At 48.6% G+C, this 25,639-nt stretch carries 21 protein-coding genes; 13 read left to right on the top strand and 8 right to left on the bottom strand.

Annotated elements, in window-relative coordinates; translation table 11 throughout:
• The first annotated feature begins 49 nt into the window (after positions 1-49).
• The 3 genes from ABNS04_RS05205 to aceA all read left to right on the top strand — a co-directional run bounded on the left by ABNS04_RS05205 (position 50) and on the right by aceA (position 4,786).
• Positions 50-1,675 carry a methyl-accepting chemotaxis protein gene (locus ABNS04_RS05205; protein WP_272978043.1) on the top strand — a complete coding sequence of 542 codons (1,626 nt, stop codon included), beginning with the start codon at positions 50-52 and terminating at the stop codon, positions 1,673-1,675.
• A 168-nt stretch (positions 1,676-1,843) separates the two neighbouring features.
• Complete coding sequence (aceB, locus tag ABNS04_RS05200) at positions 1,844-3,427, top strand: malate synthase A (protein WP_272978042.1); 1,584 nt, start codon at positions 1,844-1,846, stop codon at positions 3,425-3,427.
• Between the two features lie 24 nt (positions 3,428-3,451).
• Positions 3,452-4,786 (top strand): isocitrate lyase, encoded by a 1,335-nt coding sequence (aceA, locus tag ABNS04_RS05195; RefSeq protein ID WP_006956281.1) that lies wholly within the window; start codon positions 3,452-3,454, stop codon positions 4,784-4,786.
• On the opposite strand, the gene aceK is transcribed toward aceA, so the two are convergent.
• A complete protein-coding gene (gene aceK, locus ABNS04_RS05190; protein WP_272978041.1) occupies positions 4,770-6,470 on the bottom strand; it encodes a bifunctional isocitrate dehydrogenase kinase/phosphatase in 1,701 nt (566 codons plus the stop codon). The genes aceA and aceK overlap by 17 nt on opposite strands.
• Positions 6,471-6,581: 111 nt before the next feature.
• On the opposite strand from aceK, the gene ABNS04_RS05185 reads away from it, so the two are divergent.
• The 8 genes from ABNS04_RS05185 (at position 6,582) to ABNS04_RS05150 (ending at position 14,790) form a co-directional block, all read left to right on the top strand.
• Entirely contained in the window at positions 6,582-7,853 is a 1,272-nt protein-coding gene (locus ABNS04_RS05185; RefSeq protein WP_006956283.1) for an HlyD family efflux transporter periplasmic adaptor subunit, read from the top strand.
• Between the two features lie 10 nt (positions 7,854-7,863).
• On the top strand, positions 7,864-8,565 hold the full coding sequence (locus ABNS04_RS05180; RefSeq protein ID WP_006956284.1) for an ABC transporter ATP-binding protein: 702 nt from the start codon (positions 7,864-7,866) through the stop codon (positions 8,563-8,565).
• A gap of 9 nt (positions 8,566-8,574) precedes the next feature.
• Positions 8,575-9,888: an ABC transporter permease gene (locus ABNS04_RS05175; protein WP_272978040.1), complete on the top strand. Its 1,314-nt coding sequence runs from the start codon at positions 8,575-8,577 to the stop codon at positions 9,886-9,888.
• 14 nt (positions 9,889-9,902) lie between these two features.
• Positions 9,903-11,126, top strand: a complete 1,224-nt coding sequence (locus tag ABNS04_RS05170; RefSeq protein ID WP_272978039.1) for an FtsX-like permease family protein — start codon at positions 9,903-9,905, stop codon at positions 11,124-11,126.
• 62 nt (positions 11,127-11,188) lie between these two features.
• Complete coding sequence (locus ABNS04_RS05165) at positions 11,189-12,130, top strand: LysR family transcriptional regulator (RefSeq protein ID WP_071464094.1); 942 nt, start codon at positions 11,189-11,191, stop codon at positions 12,128-12,130.
• 65 nt (positions 12,131-12,195) lie between these two features.
• Positions 12,196-13,560, top strand: a complete 1,365-nt coding sequence (locus ABNS04_RS05160; protein ID WP_272978038.1) for a GAF domain-containing sensor histidine kinase — start codon at positions 12,196-12,198, stop codon at positions 13,558-13,560.
• Positions 13,561-13,582: 22 nt separating this feature from the next.
• Positions 13,583-14,044, top strand: a complete 462-nt coding sequence (locus tag ABNS04_RS05155) for a TerB family tellurite resistance protein (RefSeq protein ID WP_006956289.1) — start codon at positions 13,583-13,585, stop codon at positions 14,042-14,044.
• Positions 14,041-14,790, top strand: coding sequence for a transporter substrate-binding domain-containing protein (locus ABNS04_RS05150; protein ID WP_272978037.1), 750 nt, complete (start codon positions 14,041-14,043; stop codon positions 14,788-14,790). The genes ABNS04_RS05155 and ABNS04_RS05150 overlap by 4 nt, the downstream gene beginning before the upstream one ends.
• Here ABNS04_RS05150 and ABNS04_RS05145 read toward each other — a convergent pair.
• From ABNS04_RS05145 to azu, 3 genes are all read right to left on the bottom strand, one after another.
• Entirely contained in the window at positions 14,771-17,884 is a 3,114-nt protein-coding gene (locus tag ABNS04_RS05145) for an efflux RND transporter permease subunit (RefSeq protein ID WP_006956291.1), read from the bottom strand. The genes ABNS04_RS05150 and ABNS04_RS05145 overlap by 20 nt on opposite strands.
• Entirely contained in the window at positions 17,884-18,945 is a 1,062-nt protein-coding gene (locus ABNS04_RS05140; protein ID WP_006956292.1) for an efflux RND transporter periplasmic adaptor subunit, read from the bottom strand. The genes ABNS04_RS05145 and ABNS04_RS05140 overlap by 1 nt, the downstream gene beginning before the upstream one ends.
• 65 nt (positions 18,946-19,010) lie before the next feature.
• Positions 19,011-19,460, bottom strand: a complete 450-nt coding sequence (gene azu / locus ABNS04_RS05135) for an azurin (protein ID WP_006956293.1) — start codon at positions 19,458-19,460, stop codon at positions 19,011-19,013.
• A gap of 82 nt (positions 19,461-19,542) precedes the next feature.
• On the opposite strand from azu, the gene ABNS04_RS05130 reads away from it, so the two are divergent.
• The gene (locus ABNS04_RS05130) at positions 19,543-20,694 is read left to right on the top strand and encodes a PLP-dependent aspartate aminotransferase family protein (protein ID WP_006956296.1); all 1,152 of its coding nucleotides are present in this window, start codon (positions 19,543-19,545) and stop codon (positions 20,692-20,694) included.
• On the opposite strand, the gene ABNS04_RS05125 is transcribed toward ABNS04_RS05130, so the two are convergent.
• A complete protein-coding gene (locus ABNS04_RS05125) occupies positions 20,691-22,382 on the bottom strand; it encodes an NAD-dependent malic enzyme (protein WP_272978036.1) in 1,692 nt (563 codons plus the stop codon). The genes ABNS04_RS05130 and ABNS04_RS05125 overlap by 4 nt on opposite strands.
• A 198-nt stretch (positions 22,383-22,580) precedes the next feature.
• Between ABNS04_RS05125 and ABNS04_RS05120 the strand changes: the two genes are divergently transcribed.
• Positions 22,581-22,988, top strand: a complete 408-nt coding sequence (locus tag ABNS04_RS05120; protein WP_272978035.1) for a hypothetical protein — start codon at positions 22,581-22,583, stop codon at positions 22,986-22,988.
• Positions 22,989-22,990: 2 nt separating this feature from the next.
• Here the strand turns inward: ABNS04_RS05120 and ABNS04_RS05115 are convergent, their stop codons facing one another.
• The 3 genes from ABNS04_RS05115 to ABNS04_RS05105 all read right to left on the bottom strand — a co-directional run.
• Entirely contained in the window at positions 22,991-23,413 is a 423-nt protein-coding gene (locus ABNS04_RS05115) for an MAPEG family protein (RefSeq protein WP_006956302.1), read from the bottom strand.
• A gap of 9 nt (positions 23,414-23,422) precedes the next feature.
• Complete coding sequence (murI, locus tag ABNS04_RS05110) at positions 23,423-24,169, bottom strand: glutamate racemase (protein WP_006956304.1); 747 nt, start codon at positions 24,167-24,169, stop codon at positions 23,423-23,425.
• Between the two features lie 9 nt (positions 24,170-24,178).
• Positions 24,179-25,639 (bottom strand): copper-translocating P-type ATPase (locus tag ABNS04_RS05105; protein ID WP_348671215.1); only part of this gene is annotated, 1,461 nt, incomplete at its 5' end.

Here is a 25,639-nt window from a genome sequence, read left to right as displayed (position 1 = left end):
AAGGATGTTTTATACAGCTAGGTTATATTGATAAAAATTAGAGGGAAGTATGTTTAGAAATTTCTCGATTGGAACGAGATTAGCCGCTACCTTCGGATTGCTAGGTGCAATCGTTTTGGGACTCGGCGTTTTCGCATTGATGCGACTTGATGGCGTTGTGACACAGCTTGACGCCATCACTGATCATCAAGTGCCGGCAGTTGACAACGTCAATGATCTGGACCGTGAGTTTTTGCGCGTTCGTGTTCATGCAGCCAACGTAGCAACATATATGGACGACAGTACTCGTTTAAACGTTTATTTAGATAAGTATGCTGATGCACGGAGCAGTCTTGACCGAAACCTCGCTGAATATGAGGAGTTCATCGAGCGAGACGAAGTAGCTAATCGTTTTAAAAAGTTAAAAAGCTTATTAGATGAATACTGGCAACATGATGAGCAATTTCTAAAGTTAGTAAAGGCACAGTTAGACGAGCCCGTTGCATCTTTACGAGAAAACACTGTCTTACCTTTAACTGATAAGATATCGGGTGTGCTTGATGACCTGCTTGCTCAAGAAATGAAACAAATAGACACCGTTTCAGATCAAGCCAGAGATATTGCAAGCACTGCAAAAATAGGCGTAATCACCGCTATTATCATTGCACTTATTTTAGTGACTGTATTTGCTTTCTTACTCACACGCAGCATTGTCACTCCGCTGCGCGGCGCGGTTAAATTTGCCGAGACTATCGCCCAACGCGATCTAACACAGCATATCTCTGTTCAGGGCTCTGATGAGCCGGCACAACTACTTCGCCAACTTATCGAGACGCAGCGTGAGCTACGTGACTCAATGGGCCAAATTGCGCAGTCATCTCAGCAGTTGGCCTCAACCTCGGAAGAGCTCAGCTCGGTGACCGATGACAGTAGCCGAACCATTCAGCAACAAACAGAAGAGCTCGAACAAGCAGCCACTGCGGTTAACGAGTTAACCACTGCCGTTGAGAATGTAGCGCACGATGCACAGAGTGCCTCGGAAGCATCCGATGCTGCCGACGAACGTGCTCAGTTTGGTAACGACCGTGTTATCAAGACCGTTACAGCGATTGAAGAGTTATCCCAAGAAATTGGCGACTCATCGAATAATGTCACTGAGCTTGCCGAAAAGGTTAAAGGCATTACTAAGGTGCTGGAAGTTATCCGCGGTATTGCTGAGCAAACCAACTTGCTGGCACTCAACGCAGCGATAGAAGCCGCGCGTGCGGGCGAGTCCGGTCGTGGCTTTGCAGTGGTTGCAGATGAAGTACGCTCACTAGCTCACAAAACTCAGCAATCAACGGTTGAGATCGAAGACATGGTCGCCGCAATTAATGATTCTAGCGACCGTTCTGTGAATACCATGAAACAGAGTTTAGAGCGCGCCTCTCGAACTTTGGATATTGCGCGTGAAGCCGGTGATGCATTAAAACAGATTGCAACAGCGGTTAGCGAAATTAATACGCATAACACGTCAATCGCTAGCGCTGCGGAGGAACAAGCCAACGTAGCACGCGATGTCGATAGAAACCTAGTTAGTATCCGCGACCTGTCCAACTCGACAGCCTCAGGCGCTGAGCAAACCAGCGCTTCAAGCCAAGAGTTATCACGCTTAGCAGTGGATCTAAACAACTTAGTCGAGCGCTTCAAAGTGTAAGACTCAATGTGCGGGGATGCATGTCCCCGCACAATTTTTAATCGCCTAGAGACCATAAGTAAAATAAGTATAGAAAATAGCCGCCATCATCCGTATAAATTAGACGAATATCACACCCCACTCTAAGCTGAATCTGTGTTAACAAACTACTAACATCAGGTTCAGGTTATGACATCTCGACTTTCCTTTAATGCGAAATCAGTGCCCCATCAAGCGCGCTTATTTACGCCACAATTTATGTCCTATTTTGCCGACTTGTGCGAACGCTTCATGCCACGTCATGCAGAATTGCTAGATACTCGGTCAAAAAGACAACAGCGTATCGATGCAGGCGAACTACCCGACTTTGATCCGAACACCCAAACCATTCGCGAGGGCGATTGGCATATTCGCCCATTACCCAAAGATCTGACTCGCCGTCGCATTGAAATCACCGGTCCGGTTGATCGTAAAATGGTTATTAATGCACTCAACGCCAATGTTGACTGCTATATGGCCGATTTCGAGGACTCCCAATCACCGACTTGGGATGGGTTGCTCGACGGTCAAGTTAATTTAATTGACGCCAACCGCAACACGCTGAGTTACCAGGATCCAAAGAGCGGCAAAGCATACAACGTGAATCCCAACCCCGCGCTGTTAATTGCGCGGGTACGTGGATTACATCTGCCAGAAAAGCATTTGTGCTTTGAAGATTTGCCTGTGCCAGGTGCTCTGCTTGATTTTGCATTGTATTTTTACCACAACTATCGCGTCCGATTAGATGAAGGTACGGGCGTCTATTTCTATTTACCCAAATTAGAACACAGTATCGAAGCACAGTGGTGGAGCGATGTATTTCACTATTCGGAACAACGCTTTCAGCTCAAGCCGGGCACCATTCGTGCAACAGTACTGATCGAAACATTGCCTGCGGTTTTCCAAATGCATGAGATCCTGCATGCGCTTCGCGACCATATCGCGGCACTCAACTGCGGTCGTTGGGATTATATTTTTAGTTATATAAAAACCCTGAAAAACCACTCTGATCGTGTGCTCCCCGATCGCCAGCAAGTCACGATGTCGCAACCGTTCCTTAACGCTTATTCGCGTCTACTGGTACATACCTGCCACAAACGGGGTGCGCTCGCGATGGGCGGTATGGCGGCGTTTATTCCGAGTAAAGATGCCAGCGAAAATGAACAAATTCTCGCTAAAGTCGCCAAGGACAAGCAGCTCGAGTTTGATAATGGCCACGATGGTACTTGGATTGCTCATCCTGGGCTTGCCGACACCGTTAGCACGATATTTGTTGACCAGCTCAGCGGCGATAATCAACTGAATGTCTTGCGTGAGCAAGATCATGCCATCACTGCATCACAATTACTCACCCCATGTGACGGTGAGCGTACTGAGGCAGGCATGCGCACCAATATCCGAGTTGCATTGCAATACATCAGCGCGTGGCTCGATGGTCGCGGTTGCGTGCCTATATACGGATTGATGGAAGACGCTGCTACCGCAGAAATTTCGCGGGCATCAATTTGGCAGTGGATAAAGCACGAAAAATCCCTCAGTAACGGGACTTCTGTCACTAAGGCTCTATTCAAACAATTCCTCGCCGAAGAAGCAGCGAAAGTGAAACAAGAAGTGGGTGAATCAATGTGGCAACAGCAGCCTTTTGATAAAGCCGTCGCGTTACTCGAAGACATCACAACTGCCGATGAGTTAGTGGAGTTCCTCACACTACCCGGCTACCAACAACTTGATTAATTAACCAGACAACAGGACAACATCATGACTTTATCAACACAACAAGCAGAACAAGCTAAAGCGCTTGAACAAAGCTGGAAAAACGATGCCCGTTGGGCACAGGTTAAACGCCCCTATAGCGCCGAAGAAGTAGTAAAACTTAGAGGCTCATTGCAAGTGCAACATACATACGCGCAGCACGGTGCCGACAAACTATGGCGCTTGATTAACGGTGAAGCTCAGCAAAAATTTGGCAAAGATTACGTCAATGCACTTGGCGCTTTGACTGGTGGACAAGCGGTTCAACAAGTCAAAGCGGGGTTACAGGCGATTTACCTCTCGGGCTGGCAAGTCGCGGCTGACAATAACTCGTCACGCAATATGTATCCAGATCAGTCGCTTTATCCCGTCGATTCTGTACCAACCGTCGTTGAGCGCATCAACAACTCGTTTGCTCGTGCTGACCAAATTCAATGGTCAAAAGGTATCAGCCCAGATGATGAGCAATACATTGACTATTTTGCACCTATCGTCGCGGATGCCGAGGCAGGCTTTGGCGGTGTATTAAACGCCTATGAATTAATGAAGCGTATGATTCAATGTGGTGCTGCGGGCGTGCACTTTGAAGATCAGTTAGCGTCAGTTAAAAAGTGCGGCCATATGGGCGGTAAGGTTTTAGTACCTACCCAAGAGGCGGTGCAAAAACTCATAGCAGCGCGTTTTGCGACCGATGTTGAGGGCGTACCTACGTTGATCGTAGCACGCACCGACGCCAATGCCGCCGACCTGCTAACGTCGGACTTCGACGATAACGATAAACCATTCGTTACCGGTGAACGCACCGCTGAAGGTTTTTACCGTGTGAAACCCGGTATTGAGCAAGCTATTTCGCGCGGTCTTGCTTATGCGCCTTATGCGGATTTAATTTGGTGTGAAACAGCCAAGCCTGACCTCGACGAGGCACGTCAATTTGCCGAGGCGGTGCATGCTAAGTATCCGGGCAAACTCTTAGCCTACAACTGTTCACCTTCGTTTAACTGGAAGCGCAACCTCGACGATGCCACTATCGCGAAGTTCCAACGCGAACTGGCTGCCATGGGCTATAAGTTCCAGTTCATTACCTTAGCGGGTGTTCACAACATGTGGTATCACATGTTTGAGCTCGCACACGACTATGCTCGTAACGATATGTCAGCGTACGTTCGTCTGCAGCAACAAGAATTTGATGCCGCAGAAAAAGGTTATACGTTCGTGGCTCACCAACAAGAAGTCGGTACTGGCTACTTTGATTCACTCACTAATGCGATTCAAGGCGGCAGCTCATCTGTCACCGCATTAACCGGTTCAACTGAAGAAGACCAGTTTAAAACGACCGCGTAAAGCGTAAATCGGCAGCGTACGGGAAGATATCTTTAATTACCCCCTCCTTGATATCTTGCTGGCGCTGCCGCCAATACATCGGATCAACCAACTCCGGATGAGCACTTAACAGGAGTTCGCGGTAGCGTGGCTGTGGCACCGCGAATATGGCCAACTGTTCGGGAAACACATCGTCCGGCGCAAAAGACACTTCATGATCGGCTTTAGCGAGTGACTTAAAATTCATATCAGTGAGGTAACGCACCTCGTCATAGTCATAAAAAACTACGCGCTTGTGGCGTGTCACACCGAAGTTCTTCAACAGCATATCGCCGGGGAATATATTCGCCGCGATCATATCTTTAATCGCACGACCATAGTCATCGATAGCCGCTGCCTGTTCAGCCTCACTGGCATACTCTAAATACATGTTGAGCGGTATCATGCGACGCTCAACAAAACACTGGCTAATCACCAGTAAATCGCCTTCGAAACGAATACTGCCACCAACGGTCGTTAACAGCTCGTCCATTAAATCATCGGCAATACGGTGCTTAGGAATCGCTACATCAGAGAACTCGAGGGTATCTGCCATACGTCCTACACGGTCGTGCTGTTTAACCATGCGATAGCGTTCGATCACCGTATTCCGGCCGAAGCCTTTGGTATCGCCTAGCTCGTCCTTAATCACTTTAAACACGTAAGGGAACGATGGCAGTGTAAATACCGTCATCACCATTCCTTTTACCCCAGGCGCTGCGCTAAGTTGCTCATTGGAGTTGGCAAGTTGTTTTAAAAAGTCACGGTAAAACTCAGTCTTAGCCTGCTTATGAAAGCCAATTGAAGAATAGAGCTCGGAAAACGTCTTGCGCGGCATGAGTTGTTTCAGAAAGCGTACTAATGCCGATGGAGCCTCGGTTTGCACCATAAAATACGAACGCGCAAAACCAAATATCGCCGCCATTCTGTCCGACTGAGTAATAAAGGCATCCACATACAACCGCCCCTCGGGATTAATCAAAATAGGTACAATAAACGGATAGCTGTGTTGCTGAGTGACTATGCGGCCAACTACGTAGGCTGCTTTATTTCGATAAAAGGGCGTTTTCAGTACATCGATACGCACTTCGTGCGGTTCTACTTCGTCTTCTATAGCACGTTGCAAAAAGGTGGCACGCAGCTGTTCGACATCATGTTTAAGGTTCTCGAAGGTATCCCCTAAGCCTAAATCTAAAAATAACTGTTCTAATGTTTGGGTGAAGCCTTGATAGACAGGGAAATAAGACTGATAAACGTGCTCAATAGGAACCGGGGTGCGTTCCTCTAACGTCGACTCGACAAAAATAAAAGCATTGTGAAAATACTGACGCTCAAACGCACGACAGAATACCGAATTATAAAAAGTTTCGGCTAAATCCGCTTGCGGATGAAACTGCAACAGCGACTGGTAGCGTTGCCGGACGCTCAACCATAAGGCTTCATCAAATTGCGTTTGATACTGCAACAACTCATCGCTGGTTAGCGCCACTTGTTTGTCATAGTAACTTATCCGCTCTGCCGCCGCGCCAATAACGTCCTGCCAACGTTGCGCTAAAAAGCGTTCAGCAGCGCCCTGCGTAAGCAATTGAAAGCGACTAAAGTGGCTGTGAAAGCCCGCTAAGATAAGTCGCGCAAGTTCATCGGCTCGGTTTAAATCAGTGCTCATTCAGCTTTTTCTCGCGGTTGATATATCTGCTTACATTCTTACACACATCAAAATACAACCCTTTTCTCTCTTATAGCGACTTATTAATCAAGTTAAATCAGAGGGAACCTTATGACTAAGATATCAGACACCAGCGGACAAGACGTTGTTCGCGCACCTAAAAAAACACCTTGGATCAAATGGGGGATGGCCGGTATTGCCGCTGCGGCCCTTATCGCTGTGAGTATTCCGATGCTCACCACCTGGTCTTCAGCCGAGGCGGCTGTAGAGTCAAGTGAGCTGCGCTATGCAACCGTAGAGCAAGGCAACTTTACGCGAGATGTATCGATTCAGGGCAAAGTGGTTGCTGCCGTGAGTCCCACTTTGTATGCGCCAGCTGAAGGGGTGATCACTTATCACGTGGGAGCAGGTGATGCGGTGGAGCAAGGTCAAGCATTGGCGACCATCGAAAGTCCCGAGCTAAAAAGCAAGCTCGAGCAAGAACAGGCGAGTTTAGCCAGCTTAAAAATGGAACTGGACCGCCAGCGCATCAACTCCAAAAAAGCCGCTTTAGAAAATCAAAAATTAGTTGATTTAGCACACGTCACCCTGACAGCCGCGGATCGCGAAAAGCGCCGTGCTGACAGAGCTTGGGAAAAGCAAGCCATCAGCGAAATCGACTATGAAAAAGCGCAAGACGAATTGGATAACGCCCAAGTCGTATACAAGCACGCGGTGCAGGATGCCAAACTCAATAGCGAGAGCTTGGCTTTCGATATTCAGTCGCTGCAACTTAAAGTGGACCGCCAACAATTACTCGTGAACGAATTGCAACGTCAAGTCGATGGTTTGACTATCGCTTCGCCAGTTAACGGTATTGTGGGTAACTTAGAAGTCGATCAAAAGAATCAAGTCGCCAAAAACCAAGCCGTGTTGGGTGTTGTCGACTTATCCGAGTTTGAGGTAGAGCTCGGTATTCCAGAAAGCTACGCCGATGACCTCGCCATTGGTATGGCGGCTGAAATCAACTACAACGGCCAGCTCCATAAAGCCACTCTCGTCGCGGTTTCGCCTGAAATTCGCAATAACGAAGTCATCGGCACATTGCGTTTCAGCGAAGACACACCCGCGGGGCTGCGCCAAAACCAACGTTTAACGAGCCGCATTATTCTCGACCAAAAAGACGACGTGATGACTCTGCAGCGGGGACCTTTCCTGCAGAATCAAGGTGGTCGCGTTGCTTACGTGGTTAGCGACGGTATCGCACTAAAAACGCCTATTCAAACAGGCGCTAGTAGCCTATCAAAAGTGGAAATCATTTCGGGTCTGAAGGTCGGCGATCGCGTCATCATTTCTGATACTCAATCATTCAACGGTGCCGAAAGCGTCGTTATCAATCAATAAGGAATACACCATGCTTGTAATGAACAACATCACTAAAGTATTTCGTACAGAGACTGTCGAAACCCACGCACTTAAACAGTTTAGCCTTACCGTTAATGAGGGCGATTTCGTTGCGGTCACCGGTCCTTCAGGCTCTGGCAAAACCACCTTTTTAAATATCGCGGGTTTACTCGAGTCGTTTGATGACGGCGAGTACACGCTTGACGGGCGCTCAGTTAAGAACCTTAACGACAAGCAACTCTCGCAACTGCGGAACGAAAAAATTGGCTTTATCTTTCAAAGCTTCAATCTCATTCCAGATCTCAATTTATTTGATAACGTCGACGTACCACTGCGCTACCGCAAACTGAGTAAAGCTGAGCGCAAAGAACGTATCGAACATAGCTTGGATGTCGTGGGTCTCGCCAACCGTATGCGTCACCTACCATCACAACTCTCGGGCGGACAGCAACAGCGCGTTGCGATCGCTCGCGCGTTAGCGGGTAACCCGTTGTTTCTACTCGCCGATGAACCTACCGGTAACCTCGATAGCAAAATGGCCGACAGTGTGATGAGTTTGCTCGAGGAAATTAATCAGTCCGGAACGACGATTGTCATGGTCACCCATGACTTGTCACAAGCTGAACGTGCCCACCGCCATATTCAAGTGTTAGATGGGCAAGTCACCGAGCAAAAGCGCGGTGCGCCTGAACTCGCCACAGTGAACGCATAGGAGGCGCTTATGTGGTTATATTATACTCGACTTGCTTGGCTCAGCTTAAAACGTCATCCGCTGTTATCACTACTCATGAGCGGTGCTATTGCCTTGGGCATTGGCGCTGCCATGACGACGATTACTATCAATTACTTAATGTCGGCGGATCCTATCCCTGAAAAAAGCGACCGCTTGTTTTATGTACAGTTAGATAATTGGTCACCTAATGAACCCTATGACGAGCCCAATGAGCCACCCGATCAGTTAACGTACACCGACGCGACCGCACTAAAAGCGCAAGCGCCTGCTCAACTGCAAACCGCTTTAGCGCAGTCGGGTGGTGTTATTGAACCACAAGGCTTAGGTAAAGAACCGTTCTTGGCACGCTTGCGCCTCACCCACAACGACTTTTTTACCATGTTCAATGCACCCTTTTTATATGGTCAAGGCTGGAGCGATAGCGCAGATGAGACGGGCGACAGAAGCATCGTGCTGAGCAAAAGCGCCAATGAGGAGATCTTTGCTGGCGAAAATTCAGTGGGTCGCACGGTCAGGTTAGAGGGTAAAGAATTTCGTGTGGTCGGCGTGCTCGATGAATGGGTACTTAAACCTCGTTTTTACGATGTCACGACCGGTGCGTTTAACGAAATGGAAGATGCTTACTTACCGTTTAAGCTAAAAGAAACGATGGAGCTTCCTAACAGCGGCAATACGAACTGCTGGAAGATGCCCGAGGGAGAAGGCTTTAAATCATTTTTGACCTCTGAATGCGTGAACTTTCAGTTCTGGGTACAGCTCGACAGCGCGCAAGAAAAACAAGAGTACATGAGTTTTCTCAACGCGTATGTCGAAGAACAAAAGAAACTTGGTCGTTTCCCGCGTCCTCTGAACAATCGGCTTACCGATGTCATGGGTTGGATGGAGCATGAGAATGTGGTTGATGACGATGCTGAAGTGATGATGTATCTGTCGCTTATGTTCTTAGCCGTATGCTTACTGAATACTATCGGGCTATTACTGACCAAGTTTAGCTTTAAAACCGGCGAAATCGCACTGCGACGTGCGGTAGGCGCAACCCGCATGCAGCTCTATCAGCAACAGTTGGTAGAAACCGTATTCATTGGCGTTGCCGGCGGTATCGGTGGCCTTATTTTGGCCGCATTAGGTCTGCTGGGTATTGAATACTTATACGGTGATCAGGTCAAAGACCTTGCCTCACTCAATCTGCCGCTGCTGGGTATCGGTATTTTGCTCGCCATCATAAGCAGTGTATTGGCCGGTGCCTACCCAACCTGGCGCACTTGTCGTATTCCGCCTGCTTCACAACTTAAATCAGAGTAATTAAGGAGATAATTATGAGTCAGATAGGACCCATTTTCAGAGCTCTGATGCGCAATAAAGTCGGTGCCCTGCTCATCGCGCTACAAGTGGCTGTGACCATGACTATTATCGTCAATGCGATACACCTTATTAATGCCCGCGGCGATCTCATGGGTCGTTCATCAGGCCTTGATGAAGCCAATCAGTTTTACGTGACCAGTGTCGGTTATGCCAATGATTTTGATGCGCCGTACGTGATCGATACCGACTTGGACGGCATCCGCCAACTCCCGAGTGTGGATGATGCGGTACAGATTAATGCGATCCCGATGAGCAACGGTGGCTGGTCGATGGGCTTACAAACCAAAGCCGGTGAAGGCGAAAACTCGGTGCCAACGGCACTCTACATGACCGATGAGCATGGACTGAATACGCTCGATGTTGAGTTGATTGCTGGCGAGAACTTTAAAGCCACCGAAATCAGTTATCGCGACCGCAACACTCGGGATTGGCCGCAGTCAGTAATACTGACCGAAGCGTTAGCAAAGAGTTTATTTCCTGACTTGAGCCCAACAGAAATCGTTGGCCAAACCGTTTACATTCAAAGTAATGAGCCGTTGACCATTATCGGTATTATGGATCATTTACAGGCTCCATGGACGGGCTGGACAACGGTCAATCACTCGATGCTTGTACCGAACAAATTCGACTCGCCGTACTCGCGTTATCTAGTGCGAGCTAAGCCAGGACAACGTGAACAAGCCATCGAGCAAGTTGAACAGTTTATGAAACAGCGCGAAGTGGGGCGTATGGTCAGAGAAACTGAAACCATGACACAGGTGCGTATGGATAGCTATCGCGGTGACTCTGCGTTACAAGCCATTCTGTGGACCATCATTGTAGTGCTCTGCATCATCACAGCTTTGGGTATTGTCGGCTTAGTCAGCTTTTCCATTAACCGTCGCCGCCGCCAAATTGGTACACGTCGGGCACTTGGCGCACAAAAAGCTGACATCATGAGTTATTTCCTCACCGAGAACGTGATGATTACCAGTGTTGGCGTGCTACTGGGCATCGCTGGCAGTATTGCGCTCAACATGTGGCTCGTTTCGAGTTTTAACTTACCAAGACTGAGCTATATCTACTTACCTATCGCCATGATAGCCATGTGGGCAATAGGCTTGTTCGCAGTATGGGGACCTGCCTTGCGTGCTGCGCAAATATCGCCCGCTATCGCAACCCGTAACGTATACCACTAGCGTTACACATTCATAACATTTATAATCCCGATACATGCTTTGTATCGGGATTATTGCGTTTTATGAACACCATCAAGGACATCGACCTTAACCTCTTAGTTTATCTAGACGTGCTGTTGCGAGAACGCAACGTCACCCGCGCAGCAGCACAATTAAATATTACTCAACCCGCCATGAGTAATGGGCTAAAACGTCTACGCAACCTCCTCAACGATCCGATTTTAGTTCGAACATCCGATGGCATGACACCCACTCAAAGGGCTTTAGACATGCAGGAGTCCTTGCGTACAGTGCTTTACTCTGTGGAAGAAATGATCCAGCCCGTACGCGAATTTGATGCGCCAACTAGCAAGCGCGTTTTTCGCATCATGGCATCGGACTACGCGGCGTCAACACTGATGCCGCGATTACTAAGTCAGCTTGAAGAGCAGGCACCTCATGTATCCTTAGATATCATGACACCCAGCGATATCAGTTTTCACGACGTTGAAAATGGTAAAGTCGACTTAGCCATTAATCGCTTTGAAAAACTACCGCAGTCGTTTCATCAAAAAGTACTGTGGCAGGATGAATTCTCTTGTCTCATCCATCGTGAGCATCCGCTACTAAATAGCTACACGTTAGACGAGTATTTAAAAGCCCAGCACGTATGGGTATCAAAAACAGGCTTTGGCGTGGGCGTTGGTATGGACCCTCAAGACGTACAGAAACTGGGTTGGGTTGACGAAGCTCTAGCAGAGCTAGGTAAACGTCGACAAATTAAAGTATTTACCCGCAACTACCACGTCGCTATGTACCTGGCTCGACAAGGACTGATTGCCACGCTGCCGACCCGAGCAGCCGCTTTATACAAAGATGACGATCACTTGGTCACGAAGGAACCACCGTTTCGCATTCCTGGGCTGACTTTGACCATGATTTGGAGTCCATTGCTACAGCATGATGCGGGGCATCGCTGGTTCCGCCAACTGGTCGCCGATACAGCAGCAAACGAAGCCTTTTGATGAAGGGTTCGACAATAATTCCCACTATTGTATAGTGGGATTATAAGCAATCGGTAAATAAAGTCATGGTTGAAACACTTGAGAATATACTCTTGCAGGTTTCTAAGTCGCCCATTATCGACGAAGGAAAACTCGAACAAGCAACCCAACTGATTATTAAGTCAGTGATTCAAGGTTTAGCTATTAATCGTGTTGGCATCTGGTTATACGATGATGAAAGCGCCTGCATTACCAGTACTTACTTATTGGATGCAGATGATGGCGAACAATCACCTTCGACTATTTGCGCGAATAATTTCCCCCATTATTTTGCTGCGCTCAAACGCGAGCGAACTATCATCGCTAATCGTGCATCAGATCACCCTGCCACCAATGAACTTACTGATTACCTGAATAAATTCGGTATTGTCGCGATGCTCGATGTGCCGCTAAGGCATCGAGGTAAAATGATCGGGGTCTTATGTTGCGAGAGCTCTCGCGCTAATCGTTCCTGGACCGAAGACGAAGTGGCTTTTGTCGGCATTCTTGCTGATATCTACGGTCGCGCCGTCAGTGCGGCAGAGCGTGTAAAATACGAACAACTGCTCATTAAACACAACGAGGATCTCGAGCAGCGTGTTGCCGAACGTACACAGTCCTTAGAGGACGCGCTTAATAATTTTAAGCAAGCCCAAGATCGTCTCATTGAAACCGAAAAAATGGCGGCTTTAGGTAAGCTTGTCGCGGGGGTTGCACACGAGGTCAATACGCCATTGGGCATTGCCGTAACTGCCACAACACATTGCGAACATCGCCTTAAAAAGCTTAAGCAAAGCTTTGAAGATGGTAAAATATCCCGCAACGCGCTCACGCAGTATATCAACGACACGCTTGATGCATATACATTAATGAACAGTAACCTAGAACGCGCGGCTAGCTTAATTCAAAACTTTAAACGTACCGCTGTAGATCAGTCGAGCTTCGAGCTGGTTGAATGTTCGTTGGGTGACTACATTAGTTCACTTGTGATCAGCCTACGACCCATGGTGAAGAAGAAGAAAGTCACTATCCAAACGCACTGCCAAGAGGAGCTAACCATAAAAACATACCGCGGTGCACTCGCTCAAGTGATCACTAACTTGATCAGTAACTGTGCTGAGCATGCGTTTAAGACCCCCGATGAAAACCACCACATTGATATTTTCGTAGAAAAACAAAATACCGATGCGGTGGTGCGGATTATCGATAATGGAGCAGGAATCGAGCCCGATATTCAGCATAAAATATTTGAGCCGTTTTATACCACGGCTCGGGACGATGGCGGTTCAGGTTTAGGCTTGTCGATTGTCTATAACCTAGTGCAACGTAAGTTAAATGGAACCATTGATGTGCAATCGCAACTAAATAAGGGAACCACTTTTACTGTGCGTTTACCTAATATCATCGACTGAACATAAGAGTGAAAGAAGTATCATGCTACAGAAACTAAAAACTTGGTTAAGTACCCGCGTTGCCGATGACAGCGACACCCGTCCGCATTTTGGCAGCTTAGATGCAAACGAAACGCTGAGTGTTATTTTAATGATGGAAATAGCATTGGCTGATGGCAAGTTTGAACAGAGTGAACACGACTACTTAATCCATGAACTGAAGCGTGATTTTGACCAAGCGCCTGAAGCAGCGGAAGAAGTCATCAACCACGCCAAAATACATGTCCGCGACGCGGCTTCACTACAAGAGTCAACCGCTCCGCTGAAAGCACTTGCTTACGCAGACAAGGTTGTACTGCTTGAGTCTCTATGGGAAGTTGCTTATGCCGATGGTGAGCTCGATCCGCTAGAGGAAAGCATGCTACGTAAACTCGCCGACTTGCTGTATATAGACCACTCAGACTATATCCGTTGTAAATTGGCAGCTGAAGAGTCGGTTGGATGAAAAAACCTCACTGGCTCTTACTCATCGGTTTAACGTCCTTTGCATTATCCGCGGCGGATACAAAGGATGCGTTAACCGTCGGGTTGGCCAAGGGCTATGAACCCTATCCGTTTGTTAATGGCAAAGGGGTAGCGAGCGGTTTTGATATTGATGTGGCAAAAGCCGTTTTTGACCAACTAAAAGTCAGTTACCAATTTAATGCGTACAGTTGGGATGATGTGATGAGTCTGCTACGCCACAATGCCTTAGCCATCGCAGTGGGTGCCGAAGTAAGTGCAGCACGAAAACCCTATTTTTTGTTCACCGACGCGTATTATACCCGTCAACCCGCACTACTGACCCTGGCTGAGAATAGACAGATCAGGCGTGTTAAGGATTTAATCGGTCAACATATCACCGGCGACCGCCACTCATCCTTGGAGGCATATCTCAGTCAACTGGGCGTAAAAAGTCAATTTCGCATTGAACAGATGGCGTCGAAGGAAGAGGCAATAAATGCCTTAGCCAAGGGTCATGTGAAAGCTGTGATTATGCCCAAGCGCGTTGCGCTTTACCTTGCCGATAAGGTCGGGATCAAGCTAAAAGTGCTGTGGCAGTCTCCACAACCTACGCAAGTGGCTTTTGGTGTTTCGAACAATAACCCCGAATTGGTCAACCAAATTAATGACGCCCTTGATGCACTGCGTGCCGATGGCACTTTGCAACGCATCAAGGACCACTGGTCGATTAATGACCCTGTTGATTAGCCGCTTCTAACTCATCGTGCAATCGTTGAGCTTCGTCTGCACGCGGCTTAGTAAAGCGCGCTAGCCAAAGGTATAGAACGGGCGTCAAATATAGCGTAAACACCGTCGCCAAACCTAAACCGCCGAAAACGACCCAACCAATTGAGTTGCGCGCTTCCGCACCCGCTCCGGTTGAGAGAATCAACGGCAACCCACCTAAAATAGTGGAGACCAAGGTCATCATGATAGGACGTAAGCGAATAGATGCCGCTTGCTCTACCGCATCGCGCACCGACAGTCCGCGGTCACGTAATTGGTCCGCGAACTCGACCAACAATACCGAGTTTTTCGCCAGAAGACCTATCAACATCACTAAGCCGATTTGCGAGTAGATATTAAGTGAAATGCCTGTCAGCGCAAGCGCATAAATGGCCGCCGCGATACCGAAGGGCACCGTCAGCATCACTACAAAGGCACTATTTACACTCTCAAACTGAGCAGCAAGTACTAATAACACAATCAAAAATGCCAAAATGTAAGTCATTGCCACTTCGCGATTGGTGTCTTCGAATGTTTGTGCCTCGCCCAAGAAAATAAGACCCATACTATCGGGCAACACATCCTGAGCGATGGCACGTAATTCGTCAGTCGCCTCAGATAACGGATATTCTGGCGGAATTTCAACTTCGACCTCAATGGCGCGACGTTGAGCATGTCGCTCGAGCTCTGCTGAGACCCCCTCCTCGACAATTTCTGCGACACTCGAGATAGGCACTAACTCACCGGACGTCGATGACACGTAAAGGTTCTGCATATCCTGTGGCGACTTAATCGAGCTTAAACGGGTCTGTAAAATCACCGGGATTTGCTGGTCGCCTACGTTGAGATCGGCCACATCATCGCCGTTGATAGCCGCGCGTAACGTCGACGAAACATCATTTAATGATACGCCGAGCTCAGCGGCTCGACGACGATCGATTTTAAAGCGCAACTGTGGTTGCGTTGGCTGATACGAAATATTGGGGTTGGTGTACGTGTCAGAACGTTCTTGAATCGCCGCGGTAAACATACGTGCAGCTTGGAAAATATCACCATAACTTTCACCGGTAATCGCCATCTGCACTGCACCGCCCCCTTGGCCACCGCGGACGTTTAGTGAGTTACTACCAAACGCACGGCCGGGCGCGCCAGGATTTTGTCCAAGCGGTCCACGTATTTCGTTGATGACTTCCTGCTGAGTAATGTCACGTTCTTCCCACGGATACATGTTGGCGGTAATAAACACAATATTCGGGTCCCATTGACCCACCACTGTATACAATGTCTCAAACGCGCCGTTTTGTTGATAAGGAATCAGTACTTCCTCTAACGCGCGTGCTTGGCGATCCATAAAATTAAGACCAACACCGTCGGGACCTCGTGCGAAAATACGGACGACACCTCGGTCCTCATTCGGTAACAGCTCACTCGCTACATTATCGTAAACAAATACCGCCCCAGTTGCCGCAACTATTGAGAATACCACGATCAGCCAAGAGGTATTGAGCGCCCACTTGAGCGTGCGCTCGTAGCCGGTTTTAAACCAGCCGCCGACGGGACCAAAAATATTCTTCTTACCGGCATTTTTGGGGAGTCTTGCGGTAAATGCTGGAACGAGAGATAACGCCACGAATGACGAAATAATCACAGCCGCCGCAAGGACACCACCAAACTCTCGGAATAGGCGACCCGCAGTTGAAGGAAGAAACGCGATAGGTACGAAAACGGCTGCCAATACAGCAGTGGTAGCAACAACAGCGAAAAACACTTCGCGTGTCGCCAATACCGCTGCCGCTCTGCTTCCCAAGCCCATTGAGCGACGTCGCTGAATATTTTCAGCAACCACGATGGCATCATCAACAATCAGTCCAGTGGCGAGTACGAGAGCAAGCAGGGTCAGTATATTTATCGAGAAACCCATCAACCAAATAGCCGCAATCGCGCCAAATAAGGCAACAGGTATCGACAGCGCCGGCACGATGGTCGCACGAAATGAACCAATAAAGACCCACAACGTTGCGACAACTAACGCGATGGTTATTGCCAAAGTCGTTACCACTTCAGCAACCGACTTGCGAATAAATAAAGCGTCGTCGTTAGTGACGGTCATTTCCATATCCGGGAAACGATCACGTAAACGTTCGAGCATCGCCAGCGCTTGATCAGAGATTTCAATCGTATTTGAACCCGCTTGGCGAATAACCCCCACGCCGACCACTGGCTTGCCATTTAGGCGTACAAAACTGTTCGCATCCGCAGGACTAAAATAAGCTTGAGCGACATCACCAATGCGCGTATCGCCCGAAATTATAATATTTTCGACTTGCTCGGCATTAATTGAAGTAGCATCGGCACGAATAATAATACGTTGATCCGTTGAGCGTAAGCTCCCTGCAGGCACATCAAAAGGAGCCTGACGCAATGCATCGGCGACATCCGTTACCGATAGCCCGAAACTCGTCAAACGTAGCGGATCAAGTGCAACGCGCAGCACGCGCTCACGGGCACCGTTAAGCCGAACATCCGCCACGCCCTCGATAGACAAAAACTCGGGCGCGAAATCTGTTTCTAACCGGCGTGTTAACTCTTCTAAACTCAACTTATCACTGGAGACGGCAATATCTAGGACTGCGCGCGCATCATCGTCTGCTTTTACAACGTTTACTTGTTCAACATCTTCGGGTAGTTCTCGTCGGACTTGGTTCACTGCTTCACGAACTTCGGCAGCCACAACATCAAGGTCGACACTCGGCTGGAACTCAACCACGGTACGAGCGGAGTTTTCTTCTGACTGCGAACGAATCGATTTAACACCAGAAACACGAGCAGCGGCACCCTCTAAAATACTCGTCACTTCAGCGTCGACAGTCTCGGGAGCACCACCGGGCAATGTTGCGCGAACAGTGACTACGGGTTGGTCGACATCCGGCAATTCACGCACTTCAACACCCATCAGAGCCGCGATGCCTGCAAGCGCAATTAAAATATTAAGTACAACAATGAGGACAGGTCGACGAATCGAGACCGAAGGTAAATCATTACCTTCGTGCGCGGGCAAATTTTGCTTGTCAGACATTACTCGACCACCTCTTCAGTGCTCGCATCTAGTTCGCTCATCTCATACTTAATCGGTTGGCCATCACGTAAGCTCTGCACACCCTCAACAATGAGCGTGTCGTCACGATTAATATTGCCTGATACTAATACGCGTCCCTCGAGTCGCTGTTCAATCTGTACTTCGATGCGTTTCGCTTTACTGTTTTCAGCAATCCAAATGTAGGGATTATCTGCACCCCATGACAGCGCGACTTCGGGAATCGACGCAAACTCCTCGCCTGCGAGTTCTATCGCTGTGCGAAAACTAGTGCCCGGCAGGAAGTCATCATTTTTGTTATCAACTTTCGCACGCGCTCTAAACATCCGCGTCGTAGGATTAATACGGGAATCGAGTTCTACTATTTCAGCATTGACAGGCTGTCCTGAATAACGCCATGGCTCCACCTCTAGAGTGACACCGGGCTTAAGCAAATAAACTGCCGCTTCAGGAATTTGGAAATTGATGAGCAACGTATCGCGGTCATCAATCGTCGCGATTTGCGTCTGCTCATTGATACGATCACCCTCTTCAACATCAGTAATGCCTACAATGCCATCAAAGGGTGCAATAATTTTTCGATCAGCTATCTCGGTTTCTACGCGATCGACTTCCACTTCCGCCAAATCACGCAACAAAATAGCATTATCAAGCTCGGACTGTGGCACCGCTCCTTGTTCGAAGCTTTGCTTCAAACGTTCTACTGTGCGCTCGGCATCTTTTAAACTGATTTGCGCCTGTCGCAAAGCGACTTGCTCACGTCGGTCGTCCAGTTGCACGAGTAGGTCGCCTGCTTGCACACGGTCACCCGGTTCAAAATTAACCTGAGTAACACGCTCACTGACCGGTGAAAACAACGTGACAGCGCGCTGTGCTTCGGCGGTACCTACAGCTTCGACACGGTTCTTTTCATTTTCAAATTGAACCGGCGCAACATTAACAAGCGCTTCACGCGCACCATAGCTCTGAGCCGTTGCTCCAGCCGATGCAACCAATAATGAGACTAACGCAGTAACCTGCAAACACCATGTAAAACGTTTCATAATTCCCTATAAAAACCCGCGGGTGCAAAGCAGCCGCGGGCTTTTTTAACTCGCTTGGATTCAGTTTATTGAGTCAGTTTGAACTGACCTTTCATGATCGCCGAGTGACCTGGGAATGTGCAATAGAACATATAGTCACCGTCTGCACTCATTCCTTCAGTAGAAAAAGTCACACTCGTGGATTCACCACCACCGATAACATCAGTTGCAGCAATCACTTTATCCGAGTCAGGCACATAGTTGTTATCTAAGCCTGCCGACATGCCTTGTTGCACCACTGACTGCATATCGCTTGATTGACTCAAAACCCAGTTGTGGCCCATTACTTTCTTACCCATCTTACCTGAGTGCTTCAAAGTAAGGGTTACTTCAGAACAGCTAGCAGGTACAGAAAGTTCACTTTTATCATAACGCATGTTATCTGAACCAGTGATTGTAAGTTCACATTCGTTAGCAAGTGCAGAGTTTGCGACTAACAACACTGAACCCGCGATTAAAGCTTTTAACAAACGCATTGCAATACCTCTCATTTTGAGACCAAAATACACTCAGATCATACGCAATAGAGCTAAATTAGATTACTGAGTAAACGATTTTATGACAAAAAAGATAAATGACAGTTTCCAGACGTCTCTTGCACAAGGCGGAGAGAACACTACACAACCTTTCAAGCCGATTATCCCGGGTATTTTTACATCAACGACCTATCAAAGAGATGAGGATAATCAATATCGTAGCGGAAGAGTCTATTCTCGCGCCGATAATCCAACTTACGATGCGCCAGAAAAGTTAATCGCTCAACTTGAGCACGCCGTCGACGCGAAACTATTTGCCTCGGGCATGGCAGCCGCGACCGCTGTATTTCAAGCACTCAAGCCCGGCGATGTCGTGTTGGCACCTGACATCATGTATTGGGCGTTACGCAACTGGCTGAAAGGTCTAGCGACCGATGCCGGATTGCACGTTCACTTTGTCGATATGACACAACTCGATCAGGTGGAAAATAAAATCACGCAGCTACAGCCCAAATTGATTTGGCTCGAAACGCCCGGCAACCCGATGTGGACCGTGAGCGACATTCGCGCCATTGCCGATATTGCCAAACATCAAGGCGCGCGCGTTGCAGTCGATTCAACCGTAGCCACACCGATACTAACACGTCCACTCGAGTTGGGTGCCGATATTGTTATGCACTCTGCCACTAAGTACTTGAACGGTCACTCTGACGTTATCGCCGGTGCGCTTGCCACACGAGAAAACGATGATTTCTGGAAACGTATTCTTGCAATACGCGCTCAAGGAGGTGCGGTACCGTCCCCAATGGATGCAGCTCAGCTATTACGCGGCATGCGTACTTTATTTTTGCGCGTGCGCGAAAGCTGTGACTCGGCCATGTTTCTCGCCCAACAACTGGAGCAACACCCCATGGTCAGTGAAGTGCTCTACCCAGGACTCCCCTCTTTTGCCGGTTATGAAATCGCCTGCAAACAAATGGAAGGCGGCTTTGGTGGCATGCTATCAATTAGACTCGTCGGAGGCGAGCAACAAGCCGTCGGCACCGCAGCCAAAACACGTCTATGGCACCGCGCGACTTCGCTCGGTGGTGTTGAGAGCCTCATTGAGCATCGTGCCAGTATTGAAGGAGCGGGCACGCCTGTACCCGACGACTTACTAAGATTGTCCGTCGGCATTGAGCGTAAAGAAGATCTACTCGCCGATTTAGTTCATGCTATCGAGGCGTCAGCTTAAATGCTGACGCGCTTGTAATGACGGTACTCAGGAGACCAGAAGTTTTTCTCAATACGTTGCTTGAGTACCTCATCATCGATTTCGAGCGCAACGCCCTCTTCTTGTGCCACTTTCGCAACGGCAAAGGCAATGTCTTTACTCAATTGAGCCAGCTCGGTGAAACCGGGTAATAAGTTCTTATTCTTACCGTTGGCACTCGGCGAGGCTTTCGCCAGCGTCTTACTTGCCACTCGGAACATCTCGTCACTGACACGCGTCGCCTTCACCGCGATAACACCTAAACCAATGCCCGGAAAGATATAGCTATTATTACATTGCGCTATCGGATACGTGGTCCCTTCCCACTCAACTTCGCCGAATGGGCTGCCTGTTGCGACAATCGCTTTGCCCTGTGTCCACTTAATAACGTCGTGAGGATGCGCTTCGACATGCTTCGACGGGTTCGATAATGGGAAAATAATCGGTTGATCAACGTAGCGTGCCATCGTGGTAATCACTTGTTCAGTGAATAACCCCGCCTGACCCGAAACACCAATCAATACGTCTGGTTCAGCACAATGAATCACATCCAACAGCGACGGATAGTCGCCACTGTATTGCCAGTCTTTTAGGCTATCAATCGGTTGCGCTAACGCCTGTTGAAAGTCACGTAAGTCGCTCATGCTATCAACCACTAAGCCATAGCGATCGACCATGAAAATCTGCTTTTTAGCTTGTTCTTCGCTCAGCCCTTCAGCAACCATCTGAATCATCACTTGTTCAGCGATACCACAACCGGCCGACCCTGCGCCAACAAACACGACTTTCTGCTCACTCAGCTTTTTGCCCTTCTGACGACACGCAGCGAGCAACGTGCCGACTGTGACGGACGCCGTGCCTTGAATATCGTCGTTGAAACAACACACCTCATCACGATAGCGGCGAAGCAACGGCATTGCATTGGGCTGTGCGAAATCCTCAAACTGCAGCATCACACCCGGCCAACGCCGTGTTACCGCTTTGATGAATTTCTCTAAAAACTCATCATATTGCTCTTGATTAATGCGTTTGTGACGCGCGCCCATATACATTGGGTCATTCAGCAGTTTTTCATTATTCGTGCCGACATCAAGCATCACTGGTAGCGTATAGGCTGGACTGATACCGCCGCAGGCCGTGTAAAGCGACAGCTTACCAATGGGGATCCCCATTCCGCCAATGCCTTGGTCACCCAAACCAAGAATACGTTCACCGTCGGTGACGACGATAACTTTAACTTTTTGCTTGGTGGCATTGCGTAAAATGTCATCGAGCTGATCGCGCTCGGAATAGGAGATAAATAAGCCACGTGAACTGCGATAGATATCAGAGAATTTTTCGCACGCATCGCCCACTGTAGGGGTATAAATGATCGGCATCATTTCTTCTAAATGATCGGTCAGCAAGCGATAAAATAAGGTTTCGTTGTTATCTTGAATGGCGCGCAAATAGATATGCTTATTAAGTGGAGTCTCAAAGCTTTTATACTGCATATAGGCACGTTCGGCCTGTTCTTCAATCGATTCATAACGGGGCGGTAGCAAGCCCGTTAGATTAAATGCCGCTCGCTCTTCTTTACTAAACGCGCTGCCTTTATTCAGCAACGGAGTTTCTAACAACGATGGTCCCGCATAGGGAATATACAAAGGACGTTTTTGTTCGTCAGACATGCGCTCGGACTCCTAAACCAAGATAAATTGACTGCCGAGATGATAGCAGAAAATCAAGCGGTTAGGTTGAACGAAACGCACGCTCTAAAAACAGGACTGACCAGATGCGGCTAATCCCCTATAAAAATAGATGAACTTATTCGACAATAAACCAGTATCTGATGCACAATAGATTAAATTTTTTAGAACTTAAGAGTTATGGATAACCGTACGCTATCAGACGAGGCGTTTCTTAACGCAATTGAACAAGGCGAGTTTTCTCGAGATAGTACCGATCACAGTTGGCACTTGCGTTTGGCATGGATACATTTAAAACGTGCACCCTGGCCGATCGCACTTGCCGAAGTGGTCGCCACGTTGCGTGCCAACCAACATATCATGTCATTGAACGAACGCTATCATCATACCTTAACGGTCGCGACACTACGTATTATGAGCCAACGTTTAAGCGAGCAACCCTGCTCTGACTTCACAGAGTTTAAACAACAGAACGCTGACTTAGTCAACGACTTAAAAGCCGTACTCGCACAGCACTATAAGCCAGAGACACTGGACTCACCAACAGCCAGACGTACGTTCGTGAGCCCGGATAAGAAACCGCTTTAACCTTACTTCGTCACTAAGTGAACAAGCGTAAACACTAATAAAGCTACGTTAGCTAACCAACCCAACATAAAAAAGTAGCTACGCGGGCTCGGATTTTTGTTTGTCGCTATCACATAATAAAGAATCATGTGAAGAATACGCGCGACCGCAAAAAAGCCCGTCAGTAACGCGGTCCAAAACGGGTTGGCACCACTTAATACAGCTAAAAATACCGTGCCTAACATGACACTGAGGTTTTCGATACTGTTTTGGTGCGTGCGCCACGCTCTAAAGGTAAAGCTTTCATGGCCTTGTTGCTGAGGTGGCTTGCCTGGAATAGCACCGTCTTCTTTTGCTTTTCTACCACTGGCAATCAACCATTGTAGTAGGACCGTTGCCAATATCACTGCAAGGGCAATAAAGGTTCCATTGTACGCTTCAAACATGGCTCTTCCTTATAAGTTAAGTTGCCACCGTTTTGCCACCCGACGCACCGCTTCGACATTTTCTGAAGCGTGGATGGTTATCGGTGTTTCGTCAAACTGACGTTTTAAATCTAAATGCTGACTTAACCACTGTACCATTGCTTCGCCCGAATGGATCGTTTTTGCGCCACTGAAATATTCACTAATCGCATCGCTAATCAGTGGGAAGTGAGTACATCCTAACAGCACAACGTCTGGCCGCTCTAGCGCGCTAAAGTAATGGTCAAAGGTGGCATGTAAAATCGCGCCCTCGTAAAGTTCCTCCTCGACAATCGGCACAAACAACGGCGTCGCCATCGCCGTGGCATGCTCAAAACCAAGCTGCTTTATACGCCGTTGGTATTCCCCGGATTGAATCGTCGAGCGTGTTGCAATCACCAATACCTGGCTGTCATGGTTTACTTCGGTTGCTTGTTCAAGCGCCATCACGCCCGGCTCTAACACGCCATACACGGGTTTATTAGAAAACTTCTGCATGGTTTCCAGCGCCACTACACTAACCGTATTACAGGCAACGATTAAGGCATCGACATCGGTACCGTTAAAAAACTCGACCGCTTCGAGTGCGTAGCGAGTTACCGTATTACTGTCCTTACTGCCGTATGGTACGCGCGCCGTGTCACCAAAATAGAGCAACTCGGAAAAATAACGGCTCCGTTGCAGTGAGCGGGCGACAGTCAGACCGCCCACCCCGCTATCAAAAACGCCTAACTTCACTGAGGCTCCTTACAAAGTAATACGTTTAAGACGTAACGCATTAGAAATAACAAAGACACTTGAGAGCGCCATAGCGCCTGCGGCTAGCATCGGTGACAGAGTAATGCCCCAAAACGGATACAATAAGCCCGCAGCCACGGGAATCAACGCCGTATTGTAGGCGAACGCCCAAAATAAATTTTGGCGGATATTGCGCATGGTCTGACGCGATAGACTGAATGCATTACGCACTCCGTTCAAATCATCAGACATCATCACTACATCGGCACTTTCGATCGCCACGTCTGTACCTGTTCCAACGGCAATACCAATGTCGGCGGCCGCCAGTGCGGGCGCATCATTAATACCGTCGCCAACGAAAATTAACTTACCATACTGAGCTTGCAGCTTTTCTACCGCAGCCACTTTGCCATCGGGCTTAACTCCCGCCACCACGTCACTGATACCGAGTTCTTTTGCCACTTTTTGTGCAGTCGCCTCGGCATCGCCCGTAACCATCGCGGTGCGTATGTTCTGTTCCGCTAAATGCTCAATCAAAGCCTTGGCCGAAGGTCGAATAGGATCAGCGACCGAGAACACCGCGGCTAACTGACCATCAATAGCTACATATAGGGGCGTTTGCCCATTGCGTTCAATGGTTTGAGTTTGTTGCTGGGTACTGTCGAGTGCAACCGATTGCTCATCCATTAAGGTACGTGAGCCGACCAATAACGTACGACCATCAACCTTACCCTCAACGCCAAGCCCCGCTAGAGCATTAAAACTCTCCGGTTGGGTCAACTGCTTGCTTTGTGCTTCAGCGTAATTAACTAACGCCTGAGCCGTTGGGTGCTCTGAGCGTTGCTCTAGACTCGCCGCTAGCATTAACGCATCACTATCGGCTTGTACTGCCTCCCAGCTCACCACCTCGGGGTGACCCGCGGTCAGCGTTCCAGTCTTATCGAATACTACAATACGCGCGTTCTCAATTTGCTGTAACGCACTGCCTTGTCGAAACAATACGCCCTCATCGGCTCCTCGCCCTGTGCCAACCATGATCGAAGTCGGTGTGGCAAGTCCCATGGCACAAGGGCAGGCAATGATGAGTACCGCGACCGCGTTAATTAAGGCAAACGTGAGCGCATTGACGTCTTTAGCAAAGAACCACACCAAAAAGGTTAATGCCGCCGCCGCCATAACCGCTGGGACAAACCACAGCGTGATGCGGTTAACGGTATCTTGAATAGGTAGCTTCGCGCCTTGTGCTTGTTCAACCATGCGGATAATTTGCGCCAGCACCGTGGTTTCACCTATCGCAGTCGCCTTAAAGCGAAAACTTCCCTGCTGATTAATGGTTCCGCCAACCACCTTATCGCCCGTTTCTTTTGCCACCGGCTCGGCCTCGCCGGTAATCATCGACTCATTCACATAGCTCGTGCCACTCACGATGGTGCCATCGACAGGCACCTGCTCGCCCGGACGTACTTCGAT

Source organism: uncultured Idiomarina sp. (assembly GCF_964010655.1).
GTDB classification, from domain to species: domain Bacteria; phylum Pseudomonadota; class Gammaproteobacteria; order Enterobacterales; family Alteromonadaceae; genus Idiomarina; species Idiomarina baltica.
The sequence above is the reverse complement of the archived record's forward strand: the minus strand, read 5'-3'. Positions and strand labels throughout refer to the sequence as shown.

What these genes read in the sequence shown, in the direction of transcription:
- ABNS04_RS05205 (WP_272978043.1), top strand. Translation starts at nt 50, where the DNA reads ATGTTTAGAAATTTCTCGATTGGAACGAGATTAGCCGCTACCTTCGGA.
- aceB (WP_272978042.1), top strand. Translation starts at nt 1,844, where the DNA reads ATGACATCTCGACTTTCCTTTAATGCGAAATCAGTGCCCCATCAAGCG.
- aceA (WP_006956281.1), top strand. Translation starts at nt 3,452, where the DNA reads ATGACTTTATCAACACAACAAGCAGAACAAGCTAAAGCGCTTGAACAA.
- aceK (WP_272978041.1), bottom strand. Translation starts at nt 6,470, where the DNA reads ATGAGCACTGATTTAAACCGAGCCGATGAACTTGCGCGACTTATCTTA.
- ABNS04_RS05185 (WP_006956283.1), top strand. Translation starts at nt 6,582, where the DNA reads ATGACTAAGATATCAGACACCAGCGGACAAGACGTTGTTCGCGCACCT.
- ABNS04_RS05180 (WP_006956284.1), top strand. Translation starts at nt 7,864, where the DNA reads ATGCTTGTAATGAACAACATCACTAAAGTATTTCGTACAGAGACTGTC.
- ABNS04_RS05175 (WP_272978040.1), top strand. Translation starts at nt 8,575, where the DNA reads ATGTGGTTATATTATACTCGACTTGCTTGGCTCAGCTTAAAACGTCAT.
- ABNS04_RS05170 (WP_272978039.1), top strand. Translation starts at nt 9,903, where the DNA reads ATGAGTCAGATAGGACCCATTTTCAGAGCTCTGATGCGCAATAAAGTC.
- ABNS04_RS05165 (WP_071464094.1), top strand. Translation starts at nt 11,189, where the DNA reads ATGAACACCATCAAGGACATCGACCTTAACCTCTTAGTTTATCTAGAC.
- ABNS04_RS05160 (WP_272978038.1), top strand. Translation starts at nt 12,196, where the DNA reads ATGGTTGAAACACTTGAGAATATACTCTTGCAGGTTTCTAAGTCGCCC.
- ABNS04_RS05155 (WP_006956289.1), top strand. Translation starts at nt 13,583, where the DNA reads ATGCTACAGAAACTAAAAACTTGGTTAAGTACCCGCGTTGCCGATGAC.
- ABNS04_RS05150 (WP_272978037.1), top strand. Translation starts at nt 14,041, where the DNA reads ATGAAAAAACCTCACTGGCTCTTACTCATCGGTTTAACGTCCTTTGCA.
- ABNS04_RS05145 (WP_006956291.1), bottom strand. Translation starts at nt 17,884, where the DNA reads ATGTCTGACAAGCAAAATTTGCCCGCGCACGAAGGTAATGATTTACCT.
- ABNS04_RS05140 (WP_006956292.1), bottom strand. Translation starts at nt 18,945, where the DNA reads ATGAAACGTTTTACATGGTGTTTGCAGGTTACTGCGTTAGTCTCATTA.
- azu (WP_006956293.1), bottom strand. Translation starts at nt 19,460, where the DNA reads ATGCGTTTGTTAAAAGCTTTAATCGCGGGTTCAGTGTTGTTAGTCGCA.
- ABNS04_RS05130 (WP_006956296.1), top strand. Translation starts at nt 19,543, where the DNA reads ATGACAAAAAAGATAAATGACAGTTTCCAGACGTCTCTTGCACAAGGC.
- ABNS04_RS05125 (WP_272978036.1), bottom strand. Translation starts at nt 22,382, where the DNA reads ATGTCTGACGAACAAAAACGTCCTTTGTATATTCCCTATGCGGGACCA.
- ABNS04_RS05120 (WP_272978035.1), top strand. Translation starts at nt 22,581, where the DNA reads ATGGATAACCGTACGCTATCAGACGAGGCGTTTCTTAACGCAATTGAA.
- ABNS04_RS05115 (WP_006956302.1), bottom strand. Translation starts at nt 23,413, where the DNA reads ATGTTTGAAGCGTACAATGGAACCTTTATTGCCCTTGCAGTGATATTG.